Below are 15,677 nucleotides of genomic sequence, written 5' to 3' on the forward strand. Positions count from 1 at the left end.
ACTACCAGCCGCTCTTTAAACCTTCTTTTAAAGCTGCCTGGTAGTTTTCCAGGTCGAAGGAGTATAAATAAGGCGCCTTATGTGCACCGCCTTTGCGGGTTTGGGGCAGCTTATTTAAAATACCAAAGCCAAGCATCCGGCGCTGAAAGTTACGCCTGTCAAGCTTTTTGCCAAGGATGGTTTCGTAAAGTTTTTGCAGTTCGGGCATGGTAAACTCCTTCGGCATCAGGTTGTAGCCGATGGGCTGGTAACTTAATTGTAGGCGAAGGGTATCCAGCGCGGTAGTAAATATCAGTTCATGATCGAGTAGGAAAGGGGGCAGGTCGTTAAGGTCGCGCCAGGTGCAGATCTCGCTGAATTCATCCGGTGTGGGGATAGCGTTAAAAAAATCTACCAGGGCATAATAGCCTATTGATATAAAGCGGTGCGCGAAGAAGTTTTTCTCTTTGGCTACCAGATCGGCATACATCTCGTTATGCTGGCGGTTCCGGTCGGGGGCGCCAAATACGTGGAACTGCTGCAGAAATACTTCGTCGATACCGGTACGGGTTGCCAATATGCGGTTGGCGGCCACATCAATAGGCTCCCTTTTTTGCACAAAGCCACCGGGCAGTTGCCAGCCGTCCTCGTTTTTGCTTTTCAGCATCAGCACCTTCATTTGCCCTTCATGAAAACCAAATACCACACAATCTATAGAAATGTGGTCGAGGTAGATCTCGATGGCTTCGGCAGAATATTCTTCCAGTTCTTCTTTAGTCAGCATTTATACTATTATACGAAAATACTTTGAATGTTTAAATTTAATATCTACAATTGTGTACCAATTACACCCATTGTTTGCATTTTTTTAACAACCAATTATAACCAATAAGTTTTATAAACTTTAATAATGGTAAAATTTACCCTGTTTATTGGTGTTGAAGTAAACATATAACCCAGTTTATTCAAAATGATAAGTTTTTTCACAAACAAACCTCTCTTTAAAATAGCTGCCGCCGCAATGTTGGTATTGCCGTTGGGCAACGCCGTGGCGCAAACCCAACCCGATGCCAAAATGAATGTATTTGTAAGCGGGCTGATGAAAAAAATGACCATTGACGAAAAGATAGGTCAGCTTAACCTGGTTACCAGTGGCATGGCCATTACCGGCTCGGTTACCAATAATGGTGTAGATAATGGTATAGCCAAGGGGCAAATAGGGGGGATATTTGGTTTATACGGCGTAGAAAATGTACGCAAAGCACAGGACCTGGCTGTGAAGAACAGCCGCCTGCATATACCTTTAATATTTGGACTGGACGTAATACACGGGCACCGCACTATTTTCCCGATACCGTTAGGAATGTCTGCAACGTGGGATCTGGATATTATTCAAAGATCTGCCCACATTGCGGCCAAAGAGGCAACAGCCGAAGGCCTTAACTGGGTGTTTTCGCCTATGGTGGATATTGCCCGCGACGCTCGTTGGGGTCGTATCTCTGAAGGCAGCGGGGAAGACCCCTGGTTGGGCGGCAAAATTGCCGGCGCTATGGTAAAAGGTTACCAGGGAACAAGCCTTAAAAATGCCGACGCGGTAATGGCCTGCGTAAAACACTTTGCCTTATACGGTGGCGCCGAAGCCGGCCGCGAATACAATACTGTTGATATGAGCCGCCTGCAAATGTACCAGGATTACCTGCCGCCGTACAGAGCCGCGGTTGATGTCGGCGCTGGTAGTATCATGAGTTCGTTTAATACGGTGGATGGGATCCCATCTACAGGTAATAAATGGTTGCTGACCGATCTGCTGCGCAAACAATGGGGCTTTAAAGGTTTTGTGGTGAGCGATTATACCTCGCTAAGCGAGATGAGCAACCACGGCCTTGGCGATCTGCCGCAGGTATCGGCCTTAGCGTTAAAAGCTGGGCTGGATATGGATATGGTGGCCGAAGGTTTTTTAAATACACTAAAAAAATCGTTACAGCAGGGCAAAGTAACACAGGCCGAAATAGACCTGGCCTGCCGCCGTGTGCTGGAAGCAAAATACAAGCTGGGTTTGTTTGATAATCCATACAAATCATTAAACGCCGAAAACGAAAAGAAAGACGTTTTTACCGAAGAAAACCGCAAGGCAGCACGTTTAGCTGCCGAACACTCTTTTGTATTGCTGAAGAATGCCAACCAGATACTGCCGCTAAAAAAATCGGGTGGAACAATAGCCGTTGTTGGCCCGCTGGCTGATAATAAACGCGATATGCTGGGCACCTGGGTTATTGCCGGCGAATGGCAGAAATCGGTAAGCGTATTAGAAGGTATAAAACACGTGGTTGGCGATAACGTAAAACTGGTTTACGCCAAAGGCGCCAATATTACGGATGATACCGAGTTTATGAAACGCCTGAACTTTGGCCCGGGCATGGTTAGCCTGGATAGCCGTTCGCCCGATGATATGATCGAGGAAGCTGTTAAAGCAGCAAAAAAGGCGGATATTGTTGTTGCCGTAGTAGGCGAGAGCCAGAGCATGAGCGGCGAATCATCGAGCAGGTCGGATATCGACGTGCCCGAGAGCCAAAAAAATATGCTGAAAGCGCTGGCAAAATTGGGCAAGCCTATGGTAATTGTATTGTTTAACGGCCGCCCGCTTACCTTAACCTGGGAAAATGAGAACGCCGCTGCTATATTAGATGTATGGGCACCGGGTACCGAAGCAGGCAACGCCATTGCCGAAGTACTGTTTGGCAACTACAACCCGTCTGGTAAACTTACAACAACCTTCCCGCGTACGGTTGGGCAGATACCTATATATTATAACCACAAAAATACAGGCCGCCCTTATAATGACGGGCCAACCAAATTCAAATCGAATTACCTGGATATTTCTAACGACCCGTTATTTCCGTTCGGTTATGGCTTAAGTTATACCAGTTTTGGCTATAGTGATGTAAAACTTAGTAAAACAAATTTAAAAGGTGCCGAAACTTTAACAGCAACGGTAACAGTAACCAACAAGGGTGCTTACGCAGGCGAAGAAGTGGTACAGCTTTACATCAGCGATCCGGTTGCGAGCATATCGCGTTCGGTTAAAGAATTGAAGGACTTTAAGAAGCTTAATTTGCAGGCAGGAGAGGCTAAAGAAGTAAGTTTTACCATTACGCCAGAGCAGCTTAAGTTTTACAACAGCCAGTTGAAATACGACTGGGAACCGGGTGAATTTATCATCCAGATAGGCACAAATTCGGCCGATACGCGCAGCGCTAAAGTACAGTGGAAAAAATAAACCCGTGCTGTAATTGTTAAATTACAGTTATACAAATGATAAGCTAATGTGCCGTAGGTTAATTCTAAGGCACATTTTTTTTATAAAACCTATAAAGTAAGGCTTTTATTGGCTGCCGTAATTTGCCGGGCTACCCCCACATATTACGGGCACTGGCGTTAACAGGTAATTAACAAAAAAATAATATAGTGGTAATCTATACTGCCCCGATGCTGGCCTGGCAAGTCGCCAAATCGCAAAAAAAATGTCCGAAAATGAAAATTTCATCCATCATTAAACAAAAACAGCATGTTTTATAATAAAAAACGCTTTATAACAACTTTTTTACATTGCTAAGTTTTTATAAAATAAGCGGTATTGTTAACATGTATTTAAAATAGTTTTTAAAATTTATAAATTATTGTGTGAAACTTCTTAAAAAATAAATAATTCATAATTCTATAATATTGGCTTGTGTAACCTATACACTCTATTTATATTAGATGCATTACCAATATAAACTTTTCCGTGCGAGGAAAAGCACAGATTTTCAGGAACAAAACACGTGTGCCAAACGAGTTACACCATTAATACAAATAGGAATAAAAATTTTAAGCAGGATAGTTTCGCTATATGATAAAACTTTTACATTTTTTTCTTTTTGAACACTTCATGTATAAAGGGAATCTCACCCCTTTCTCAAAAGGAACTTTGTTAAAGTTTTCCTATGCCACTGTCTACGGCAATTATTATCACCGCACTTAGGTATGAAATAAAATCTTAAATCAAATATATTAATCAACTAAATCTCAATCTCATGTTTAAAAGTTTACTCCTTAAAGGAAGAGTACTTTGCCTGCTATTATGCTGCATGGTATCTTCACTGGTAGTTACAGCCCAAACAAAACACACCGGCCGTGTTATCGGCAGCGATGACAAGCTGCCCGTAGTAGGTGCCACAGTGCGCGTTAAGGGTACCACTACCGGTACACAAACAGACGTTAACGGTCAATTTACACTAAGTGTAAGCGCCGGCAACGTTTTGGTTATTTCTTACCTTGGGTACACCACCCAGGAAGTAACCGTTGGCTCGAGCGACAACATTAGTGTTACGCTACAGGCCAGTAACAACACGCTGAACGAAGTAGTAGTAACAGGCTACACCTCTCAGCGTAAAAAGGACATCTCCGGCGCGGTTGCAACGGTAGATGTGGCCCAGGCCATTAAAGTTCCTGCAAGTAGTTCAGATCAATTACTGCAAGGCCAGGCATCAGGTGTTACTGTAGTTACCCAGGGTTCTCCGGGTGCAGGTGCACAAATTCTTGTTCGTGGTATCTCTAACTTTGCAAACTCTTCTCCATTGATCATTATTGATGGTGTGCAGGGTGGCGATTTAGGTAACGTTAACCCTAACGATATCGAGTCTATCTCTGTATTGAAGGATGCTGGTGCTGCTGCTATCTACGGTATTGCCGGCGGTAACGGTGTTGTTATCGTAACAACCAAAAAAGGCAAATCGGGTAAATCTACCGTTACCTATGATGGTTATTACGGTACACAAAGGCCTTTAGGCGGTAATCCATTCAACGTTTTAAACGCCAGGGATTACTTAACATTGGTAAAAAAGGTTGACCCAAAAAACAGTTTATTTTTGGCCGACGGAAGTGTTGCCGCTTATGGTGCACAAGGCCCGGGTGTAAAGGGTAATTTTGCAGCAGGTGCTGCACAGGTTGATCCTACCAAATACAGGTTTGATGTATTCAACCCAAACAATGATTATCTTATCCAAAAATACGATAACGACCAGGGTACCGATTGGTTTCACGCGGTATTCAAACCGGCGTCTATGCAGCAGCACACTATTAGTGCGCAGGGTGCAAATGATAAAAACGCTTACTACTTCTCTGCCGGTTATCTTAATCAGCAAGGTACGCTAACGAATACCTATTTCAAAAGAGCTACTACACGTATCAACACTACGTTCAATATCAAAGAACATTTCAGAGTAGGCGAAAATGCTTCCTTGTTTTATACGCTTTCTCCAAATGGCCAGGGTAATATCCCGGGCGGTAACCAGGGCGAAGGTAACTCGATATCTGAAGTTTACCGTATTCAACCGCAAATCCCTATCTACGATATTTCTGGCAAGCAATATGGTGGTACCTGGGCAGGCCCTACTTCGTTAGGTAACGCGGTTAACCCGGTAGCTACCCAAGACAGGCAAAAATACAATACCGTTAAGAACTGGAATATCCAGGGAACTGTATTTGCCGAAGCTGATTTCTTAAAGCATTTTACTGTACGCACAGCGTTTAGCGGTACTGTTAACAACCAGGAAAATTATTCCATTGGTTACAGGCCTTATGATAGCGGTGAAGGACACGGTGGTACAGAAAGTTTTAACGAAAATGCCAGTTATTATAATAATTACAACTGGAGTAATACTTTAGTTTATAACCAGATCTTTGGGAAACACAGTATTAATTTCTTAGCTGGTTATGAGCAAAGAGAAGAGTTTGGCCGCGGTGTTGGCGGTACTGTTGTGAGTTTACCGTCGCTTGATCCGGCATTCGTTACCTTATCTGGCGGTACAGGCGCGTTAACTGCTTACAGCTATAATGCACAGCCTATTACACACCAGTCTTTCTTTGGTAAATTAGACTATATTTATAACGATAAGTATATATTATCAGCTACTATCCGTCGCGACGGATCATCAAGATTTTCACCAGGGCACAACATAGGTTATTTCCCATCTGTTGCATTGGCTTGGCGTGTAACCCAGGAAGACTTTGCTAAAGGTATCAGCTGGTTAAACTCGTTAAAAATACGCGGTAGCTATGGTGTGGCCGGGTTTGATAATAACGTATCTCCATCAAATGCATTCTCATTATACAACCTTAATAAAGGTTCATCTTTCTATGATATCGGCGGTACAAGTAACAGCATCCAGCAAGGTTTCTTCAATGCAACCATTGGTAATGCTGCAACTACCTGGGAGCGTGATTATATTGCCAACGTAGGTTTTGATGCAACATTATTCAACAAGTTAGATCTATCAATTGAGTACTACCAAAAAAGATCTACAAACTTATTATTTGACCCTGCATTGCCTGCAACTACAGGTGGTGCCCGTCAACCTTTCATAAACACTGGTGAAGTGCGTAACAAAGGTATCGATGCATCATTAAATTATCGCGATAAGATCGGCAGCGATTTGGGTATCACTGTAGGGCTTCAGTTTACTTCATACAAAAACAAAGTTTACGATATACCAAATCCTTTACAGACAGTTGGTAGTCGTATCGGTACCATTGCTCGCCAGGCAGAAGGTCATCCTATCGGATCGTTCTACGGTTATGACGTAATTGGTTATTTCGCTTCTGCTGCCGATGTATCAGCTTCACCTACACAGGCTGATGCTGCTCCGGGCCGTTTCAAATATCGTGATGTTAATGGCGATAAGAAAATCAACGCGGATGATCGTACCTATTTTGGCGACCCGAACCCTGACTTTACTTATGGTTTAAACTTGGGCTTAAATTATAAAGGTTTTGATTTGAGCGCTAACTTCTACGGTTCTCAGGGTAACGACAACTTTAACTACACTAAGTACTGGACTAATTTCTACAGTTCACTAACCGGTAACAAAAGTAACGACCTTTTATTTAACTCGTGGACCCCAACTAACCTGAACCCTAAAGCTCCTATTGCGGAAGCTGCAAGTACATTCAGTAGTGCTGGTGTTGTTAACTCTTATTACCTCGAAAACGGTTCGTTCTTGAAACTACGCCAGGTACAAGTGGGTTATACTTTTAAAGGTGGCCTTAAACAAATCGGTGCTGATAAATTAAACGTATATATACAAGCTGTAAATCCATTCACAATTACAAAATACACCGGTCTTGATCCTGAATTGCAGGCTGTTACTGGCAACAGTAACGGTGTGGATTTTGGTAACTATCCAAGCTCCGAGCGTAAGTTCATCCTGGGTGTGCGTGTAACATTTTAATTAGAAAGAATTTAAAAGTTTTAAAGATGAAAAATTTAAGTAACAAAATGATTGTTGTGGGGTCCATAGCCACGCTTGCCTTCTCTATGTCGTGCAAGAAGTTTCTGGAGAAAACCCCCACAGGGTCGCTAAACCAGATAGTTTTAGCGAACAAAGCGGGCGTTGATGGTTTATTAATTGGCGCTTACGCACTGGCTGACGGTGTTTACAACGGCCAGGCAGGTGCTACCTGGTCTACCGGTACAGACAACTGGATCTACGGTAGTGTGGGTGGCGATGATGCGCACAAAGGTTCTACCCCGGGTGATCAGCCAAGCGCGGCGGACATTGAGGCTCGTACACAGAATGGTGTAAACGATTACCTTGACCCGAAATGGAGAATGAACTTTGCGGGGATACAGCGCGCAAATGATGTAATTCGCGAGATTCCTTTGGTGAAAGACGGATCGATGTCTGCGGCTAATATAGCCCAGGCAACAGCCGAAGCACGTTTTCTACGTGGATTCTATCATTTCGAATTAGCTAAATTATGGAGAAACGTTCCTTACGCTGACGAATCCATCACTTATGATGCCGGTAACTATAACGTTGGCAACCCGGGCCCTATATGGGATAAGATAGCTGCGGATTTTTCTGCTGCAGCAGCAGTATTGCCAGAAACACAGCCACAGGTTGGCCGTGCCAATAAATGGGCGGCTAAAGCTTTCCAGGCTAAAGCATTGATGTACGATCATAAATATGCCGAGGCGCTTACTATCTTAAAAGATGTAATTGCTAATGGTAAAACAGCTGGTGGTGCTAAGTATGCACTTGGTAAATACGCTGATAACTTCAACCCATCTAAAAAGAATGGCCCTGAAGGTGTATTCGTAGTACAAACTTCAGTTAAAGACGGCGCTAACGGCTTAAATGGTAATGCTGGTAGCACTCTAAACTTTGCCGCCGGCGGCCCGGCATCATGCTGCGGATTCTTCCAGCCATCGTTTAGCTTTGCTAACGCGTTTAAAACTGATGCGGTTACAGGTTTGCCATTGGTAGATACTTACAACGATACAGATTTGAAAAATGACCAGGGTATCAGCGAATCAGCTGCTTTCACTCCGGCAACTGAAACAATAGATTCACGTTTAGATTGGTCTGCCGGTCGTCGCGGTATCCCGTACCTTGACTGGGGAATTCACCCGGGAAAAGCCTGGGCTCGTGACCAGGATGACGGTGGCCCATACAGTCCTATCAAAAACGTTTACTACCAGGCAGCACAAGCTACTACCTCTGATACTTATGGTGGTTGGGCGGCTAACCAATCAACATCTAACAGCTACAATGCTATCCGTTTTGCCGATGTAATTTTATGGGCAGCAGAATGCGAAGTTGAAGTTGGTACGCTTGAAAATGCACGTACTTATGTAAATATGATCCGTACCCGTGCGGCTGATGCTACAGGTTGGGTACATACCTATGTTGATGCATCTAAACCTACAGGCGGTTTCACAAGCACTCCGGCAGCTAACTACAAAGTTGGATTGTACCCTGCAGGTTCGTTTACCGATAAAACGGTTGCACGTAAATATGTATTTTTCGAACGCAGGCTTGAACTGGGTATGGAAGGTCACCGTTTCTTCGATTTACAACGTTGGGATGCTATCACAGGCGGCCCAATGCCTGCGGGTTTCATGGGTGCTCAGATCAATTTTTATCTTGATCACGAGAACCATGTGCCTAACTTCCCTATTTTGCTGTTGAAACAAGCTAAATTTACCGTAGGTAAAAATGAGCTTTATCCTATTCCACAGGCTCAGATAGATATTACTGCAGGTAGCATCAAACAAAACCCAGGTTACTAATAGCCAAAGTTTTTTTATAAAGAGGAGAGGGTTTTTATCCTCTCCTCTTTTTTTATTATAATATATTCCCGTACTATTGACTTTATGAGACCTCTGAAATTTTTACTTCCGCTGCTGCTTTCTGTCGCGTTGTTCTCGTGCAAAAAAGCTACTCTTTTCCAAAAGATAGATTCCTCACATTCAGGCGTAAAATTCAACAACCTCATCGTTGAAAACGACTCGATAAACCCGCTGGATATGCTTAATATTTACAACGGAGGTGGTGTAGGCATTGGCGATTTTAATAACGATGGCAAACAGGATATTTATTTTATAGGCAACGCGGTATCAAACCGCCTGTATATAAATAAAGGCGAAATGCGGTTTGATGATGTTACCAAGGAGGCCGGTGTGGGCGGCAAAGGCGGCTGGGGCAGGGGTGTAGCGGTTGTTGACATAAATAACGACGGATTGCCGGATATTTATGTTTGCAATACGCTGTTGAACAGCCCCGTGAAGCGCATGAATCTGCTTTACATAAACCATGGTAACAACAGCAATGGCGTGCCGGTATTTAAGGAAGAGGCCAAAGCATACGGGCTTGATATTAACGTGCACTCTACCATGGCCTCGTTTTTTGATTGCGATAACGACGGCGATCTGGATATGTACCTCACCGTAAACGAAGCCCAGTCTACCGATAATACAAGTTCTTTTAGGTACCTGTCTACAGATGGCTCGGCTAAAAGCACCGGCAGGTTGTACCGCAATGACGCCAACCCCGGCCTTGGCCACCCGGTTTACACCAATGTATCTAAAGAAGCGGGTATTTTGATAGAGGGTTACGGCCATGCTACCAGCATTGTAGATATCAATCGCGATGGCTGGAAGGATATTTACGTAACTAACGATTTTTTACCAAATAACATCCTCTACATTAATAATCACGACGGTACGTTTACAGATCGTACTAAGGAATATTTTAAGCATACCGCCACCAGCGCCATGGGCCAGGATATACAGGATATTAATAACGATGGCCTGGCCGATGTTTTTGAACTGGATATGGACCCCGAAGACAACTATCGTAAAAAGATGTTTATGCCGGGTACCTCGTACCAGCTTTTCCAAAATTTTGATAGATACGGTTACCAATATCAATATAATCACAATACCCTGCAGTTGAACCAGGGCCCGCGCGTTGGGCAGAACGATTCCATTGGCGCGCCGGTATTTAGCGAGGTTGCTTTTTTAAGCGGGGTTGCCCAAACCGACTGGAGCTGGGGGCCTATGATAACCGATTTTGATAACGACGGCTTTCGCGATATTGTGGTAACAAACGGCTACCCGAGAGACGTTACCGACCACGATTTTATCACCTTCCGCAACGAATCGTACGCCATAGCTACCAAAAAGCAGGTGCTCGATCAGATCCCCGTTGTTAAAATTGCCAACTATGCTTTTCATAATGATGGCAAGCTTGGCTTTGAAGACGTAACCAAAAACTGGGGGATGGATATCGCGTCGTTCTCTAATGGCGCGGTTTATGCCGACCTGGATAACGACGGTGCCATGGATGTGGTGATCAATAATATTGACGATGAGGCTTTTTTATACCGCAATACATCGCGCGATAAGGACAAAGAAAATAACCATTACCTGCAGGTACAATTTAAAGGCAATCCTCAAAATAAAGATGGCATAGGTGCCTGGGCCGATATTTATTACGATAAAGGCAAACACCAGGTATACGAGAATACGCCGTTCAGGGGGTACTTATCAACCATTCAAAATATTGCCCACTTTGGTTTGGGGAATATAAAACAGCTTGATTCTGTTGTTATAAAATGGCAAAATGGCAAGCAGCAGGTACTTAAAAACGTAGAAACCGACCAGGTACTGAAAGTTGATATAACCAACGCTACGCAAAACTATAGTTTCGGACTGCCCGCCGTGAACAACACTTCGCTGTTTGCCGAAGTTACCCGGTCGCTTGGAGTTAACTATATTCATAAGTCCGAAGATTTTATTGATTTCAACGTACAGAAACTACTTCCGCATAAGCTCTCAGAATACGCCCCTGCGGTTGCCGTAGGCGATGTGGATGGCAACGGATTTGATGATATGGTTGTTGGCGGTACGTCGCAATTCCCGGCGCAGATGTTTTTGCAGCAGGCTACAGGCAAATTCGTACAGCGAAATTTACTGGACGCCGTTGCAACCGCCGATAGATATAAAGACGAAGGCCTGCTATTATTTGATGCCGATGGCGACAGCGACCTGGACCTGTACGCTGCCAGCGGCGGATACGAGGATAAATCGGGTTCAAAATCTTACCAGGACAGGGTTTACGCTAACGATGGCAAAGGGCATTTCATGCTTCAGCCGAACGCGTTGCCGGTGAATTTTACCAGCAAACTATGTGTAAAGGCGGTGGATTACAATAAGGATGGCTCTTTAGATCTGTTTGTATCGGGCAGGGTAGACCCCTGGAATTACCCTAAACCGGTATCAAGCTTCGTGCTGCGTAACGAGAGTAAAAATGGGCAGATAAAATTCACGGATGCCACACCATCGGCCGCAAAGGCCTTAACCAAAATTGGTTTGGTATGCGATGCCACTTTTAGCGATTATGATAATGATGGCTGGCCCGATCTGGTGATCACCGGCGAATGGATGCCGGTCACCTTCCTGAAAAATGACCACGGCGTATTTAAAAACGCTACCGAAACAAGCGGTATCTCCGATAAGCTTGGCTGGTGGAACACCATCGCCGGTGGCGATTTTGACCACGATGGCGATATAGATTATGTGGTGGGCAACACCGGTACAAACACCTTTTACAAGGCCAGCGACCAGTACCCTATGTACATTACCGCAAAAGATTTTGATAATAATGGCAGCTACGATGCCTTCCCATCATTGTTTTTAAAAGACCAGGAAGGGCAGATAAAGGAGTTTCCGGCGCATACGCGTGAGGATATTGTGAAGCAGATGATCAGTATGCGGGTCAGGTATCAGAATTATAAATCTTTCGCGGTTTCAACCATGGATTCGGTACTTACGCCAGCCATGCGTAAAGATGCTATTCGCTTAAAGGCCAACATTCTGCAATCGGTATACCTGCGGAACGATGGTGGCGGCAAATTTACAATGATGCTATTACCGGTTGAAGCGCAGATGTCCCAATTAAGCGGGATAGTGGTTGATGATTTTGACGGCGACGGCAACCTGGACCTGGCATTGAGTGGAAACGATTACGGCACCGAAGTGAGCACCGGCCGCTACGATGCCTTTAACGGCCTGATGCTGAAAGGCGACGGAAAAGGAGGCTTTAAACCGCTTACCATTATGCAAAGCGGCATTTATATTCCCGGCGACGGCAAAGCGTTGGTAAAATTACAAGGCGCAAATGGCAGGTACCTGCTTGCTGCAACTCAGTATAAGGATGCCATGAAAATTTTTGAACTGAAAAAGGAAATGCACACCGTTAAACTGCTGCCAATGGATATGTTTGCCACCATCAGGTACAAAAACGGGAAGGCCGCAAAACAAGAATTTTATAATGGGCAATCGTTCTTGTCACAGTCAGGTAGATTTTTTAATATTGACAGTTCAATGGCTGCTGTTACCATTACCGATAATGCTGGTCATAAAAGAGATATACCTGTTAAATAACCTATTGCCAATTAAATTATGAGATACTTTAAAGTATTAATTGCCGTTGCCTGTAGCCTTGCTATTATTAGTTGCGGCCAAAAGCCAAAGATCGCTCTTAAAAAGGATGCCGATGTATTGCACGAGAACGTAGACCAGTTAACCCAGGTAATTATATACGATGTTTTTACCCCGCCTGTCGCCGCGCGCATATACGGCTACACCTCGCTTGCAGCTTACGAGGCTATGCGCCACGCCGACACTAAGTACGCCTCAATTGTAAGCCAGCTTAAGGGTTTTAAATCCATGCCCGAGCCGCAAAAAGGACAGAAGTATAACTACGCGCTTGCAGCTACTAAAGCATTTTTTACGGTGGCCCATAAGGTCACCTTCTCTATAGATACCCTTAAAAAGTACGAGACCAAAGTTTTTGCCATGTACCAGGATAACCTGGATACCGCCACGTTCTCGCGCTCGGTAGATTTTGGGGAGAAAATAGGCAAGGCCATTTTGGCCCGGTCCGCTTTTGACAATTACCCGCAAACCCGTGGTAAACCGCGCTTTTTAGGCAGTACCGATAACGGCAAATGGCGCCCAACCGCACCCGATTATTTGGATGGCGTAGAATACTGCTGGGGAACCATGCACACTTTTGCTATAGATACCTCCACCCAGTTTAAATTGCCGCCTCCGCCTGCTTACAGCGACGACAAAACCAGCGAGTACTTCAAGCAAAATGTTGAAGTTTACGAGCAAAGCAAAAATCTTACCGCCGAGCAAATACAAATTGCACGCTTTTGGGATGATAACCCCTTTGTTATTCAGCATAACGGGCACATGATGTTTGTAAATAAAAAAATTACCCCGGGTGGCCACTGGATAGGTATTACCGCCATTGCCTGTAAAAAAACCAAGGCCGATGCGGTTAAAACGGCACAGGCTTATGCACTAACGTCGATAGCCTTGTTTGATGCCTTTATAGCCGGCTGGCAGGTAAAGTACGATACCAAATACATCAGGCCGGTTACCGTTATAAACGATAAGATAGACCAGAAATGGTTGCCAATGCTGCAAACGCCGCCGTTCCCTGAGTACCCGAGCGGGCACAGCGATATCAGCGCGGCTTCGGCAGTGATATTAACGCATCTTTTTGGCGATAATTTTGAATACGATGATACCAGCGATCTGCGTTACATAGGTATGCAGCGCCATTTCAAATCGTTCCTGAAGGCTTCAGACGAAACCTCCGTGAGCCGTTACTATGGCGGCATACATTACCTCAACAGTGTTAATGCCGGTGCTGCGCAGGGTAAGCAAATTGGCGAGTATATCTGGAATAAATTGAAATTGCAGAATTAAAAAGAGCAAGCGTTATTTTTAATATTGAAAATGAAAAGGACCTTTTTACTTACCTCCTGTATACTATCAGGGGTTGTAATATTATCAATAAGCACCATAATTAATGGCTGTAAAAGCACAACCGCTCCCGGCTATGCTTTAACGGGCGATACCCTGGCCGATGGTAAGGCGCTGGTGCAACGGCATTGCACCAAATGCCATGCGTTGGTACCGGTAAATGCGCTTACAAAAGATGTTTGGACAGTGCATTCGCTGCCCGGCATGGCAGCGTACTTCGCTATAAAAACCTACGGTATAGAGTATTATAAGGAGGATAAGGATACCAGCGGCATGTCGCTACAAAACTGGCAGGCCATTGTTTCGTACTACAAAAAATTTGCGCCCGATACCCTGGCTGCTGCCAAAGCACCTGTTCCCTTACTGAATGACTGGGCTGGTTTTACGCTTAAAAAAGCGGCACGCAGTAATGATATCTGCTTTACCACAATGGTGGCCGCTAACCCCAAAACCGGTAAAATTTATACCGGCGATCTGGTGTCTAATAACCTAACTGAGTGGGATAACCAGTATAAGATAGCCAATGCGTTGAAACTGCCATCTGCAGCCGTAAACCTTAACTTTTTGCCCGATTCGGCAGGTATTCCACAGGCCATCGTTTCGTGTATCGGTCGTTTAGATCCTGTGGATTTTCCCAACGGGAGAGCGTTTAAAGTAAACCTGTCCGGCAACTCACAATTAAACCTGGTGCAATCTGAATTAGCAAGGCCGGTACAAACCCTGAGTGCTGATTTTGATAAAGACGGGCAAAATGAAATTGTAGTTTGCGCGCCGGGGAATTTAAAGGGAGGCGTTTACGTGCTTAAGTTAGATGCCGCGAAGAAAAACTATAAACAAACCCCGATAACCGAGAGGCCGGGTGCCGCGCAGGCGGCAACAGGTGATTTCAATAACGACGGATGGGCCGATGTAATGGTTCTGTATGGCTCCGGCGATGAAGGCCTTGTGATGTATTTGAATAACAAAAAGGGTGGGTTTGACGCCTGGGAATTGCTGAAATTCCCTCCGGTGAACGGCTCTTCCAGTTTCCAGCTGGCTGATACCGATCATGATGGCGACCTCGACCTGATCTATACCAGTGGTTATAACTTCCGCGATTCTCGGATCCTGAAACCTTATCATGGCCTGTACATTTACAAAAATACCGGTAATTTTAACTTTAAGCAGGAGTGGTTTTACCCGATAAATGGGTGTACGAAAGCAATAGCTGCCGATTTTGATGGCGACGGCGATCTGGATATTGCTACCAGCGCCTTCTTTGCCGATATGAAGAACAAGCCCGCTGAGGAATTTATTTATTTTGAACAGGATAAGGCGATGCAATTTAAACCGCACGCTATACCGGTTAGCCAAAATGGCCGCTGGATGAGCATGGATGTGAGCGACATTAACCACGATGGCAAACCAGATATATTGCTGGCCAATTACGCCAGCGGGTTTTTATTTCAGCCTAATTTTACACCAAATTGGGACGAACACACGCCATTCATCGTGCTGGAGAACCATACCAAGAAATAGAACAAAAATCGCATAC

7 protein-coding genes are annotated in these 15,677 nt (G+C 44.6%); 6 read left to right on the top strand and 1 reads right to left on the bottom strand.

The window, feature by feature from the left end; genetic code table 11:
* Position 1: 1 nt before the first annotated feature.
* Positions 2–763: an NUDIX domain-containing protein gene (locus ABIX36_RS12470; protein ID WP_348082492.1), complete on the bottom strand. Its 762-nt coding sequence runs from the start codon at positions 761–763 to the stop codon at positions 2–4.
* A 186-nt stretch (positions 764–949) separates the two neighbouring features.
* On the opposite strand from ABIX36_RS12470, the gene bglX reads away from it, so the two are divergent.
* From bglX to ABIX36_RS12500, 6 genes are all read left to right on the top strand, one after another.
* Complete coding sequence (gene bglX, locus ABIX36_RS12475; RefSeq protein ID WP_348082493.1) at positions 950–3,256, top strand: beta-glucosidase BglX; 2,307 nt, start codon at positions 950–952, stop codon at positions 3,254–3,256.
* A 796-nt stretch (positions 3,257–4,052) separates the two neighbouring features.
* Positions 4,053–7,247, top strand: a complete 3,195-nt coding sequence (locus ABIX36_RS12480) for a TonB-dependent receptor (RefSeq protein WP_348082494.1) — start codon at positions 4,053–4,055, stop codon at positions 7,245–7,247.
* 26 nt (positions 7,248–7,273) lie between these two features.
* On the top strand, positions 7,274–9,091 hold the full coding sequence (locus ABIX36_RS12485; RefSeq protein ID WP_348082495.1) for a RagB/SusD family nutrient uptake outer membrane protein: 1,818 nt from the start codon (positions 7,274–7,276) through the stop codon (positions 9,089–9,091).
* 84 nt (positions 9,092–9,175) lie between these two features.
* The gene (locus tag ABIX36_RS12490; RefSeq protein WP_348082496.1) at positions 9,176–12,748 is read left to right on the top strand and encodes a VCBS repeat-containing protein; all 3,573 of its coding nucleotides are present in this window, start codon (positions 9,176–9,178) and stop codon (positions 12,746–12,748) included.
* Between the two features lie 18 nt (positions 12,749–12,766).
* Positions 12,767–14,086: a vanadium-dependent haloperoxidase gene (locus ABIX36_RS12495; protein WP_348082497.1), complete on the top strand. Its 1,320-nt coding sequence runs from the start codon at positions 12,767–12,769 to the stop codon at positions 14,084–14,086.
* A gap of 30 nt (positions 14,087–14,116) precedes the next feature.
* The gene (locus tag ABIX36_RS12500) at positions 14,117–15,661 is read left to right on the top strand and encodes a VCBS repeat-containing protein (RefSeq protein ID WP_348082498.1); all 1,545 of its coding nucleotides are present in this window, start codon (positions 14,117–14,119) and stop codon (positions 15,659–15,661) included.
* The last annotated feature ends 16 nt before the right edge of the window (positions 15,662–15,677 follow it).

Origin of the sequence: Mucilaginibacter sp. (assembly GCF_039925265.1) — a bacterium.
Taxonomy (GTDB): Bacteria; Bacteroidota; Bacteroidia; order Sphingobacteriales; family Sphingobacteriaceae; genus Mucilaginibacter.

Coding starts and splice junctions, on each gene's coding strand:
- ABIX36_RS12470 (WP_348082492.1), bottom strand. CDS start 763: ATGCTGACTAAAGAAGAACTGGAAGAATATTCTGCCGAAGCCATCGAG.
- bglX (WP_348082493.1), top strand. CDS start 950: ATGATAAGTTTTTTCACAAACAAACCTCTCTTTAAAATAGCTGCCGCC.
- ABIX36_RS12480 (WP_348082494.1), top strand. CDS start 4,053: ATGTTTAAAAGTTTACTCCTTAAAGGAAGAGTACTTTGCCTGCTATTA.
- ABIX36_RS12485 (WP_348082495.1), top strand. CDS start 7,274: ATGAAAAATTTAAGTAACAAAATGATTGTTGTGGGGTCCATAGCCACG.
- ABIX36_RS12490 (WP_348082496.1), top strand. CDS start 9,176: ATGAGACCTCTGAAATTTTTACTTCCGCTGCTGCTTTCTGTCGCGTTG.
- ABIX36_RS12495 (WP_348082497.1), top strand. CDS start 12,767: ATGAGATACTTTAAAGTATTAATTGCCGTTGCCTGTAGCCTTGCTATT.
- ABIX36_RS12500 (WP_348082498.1), top strand. CDS start 14,117: ATGAAAAGGACCTTTTTACTTACCTCCTGTATACTATCAGGGGTTGTA.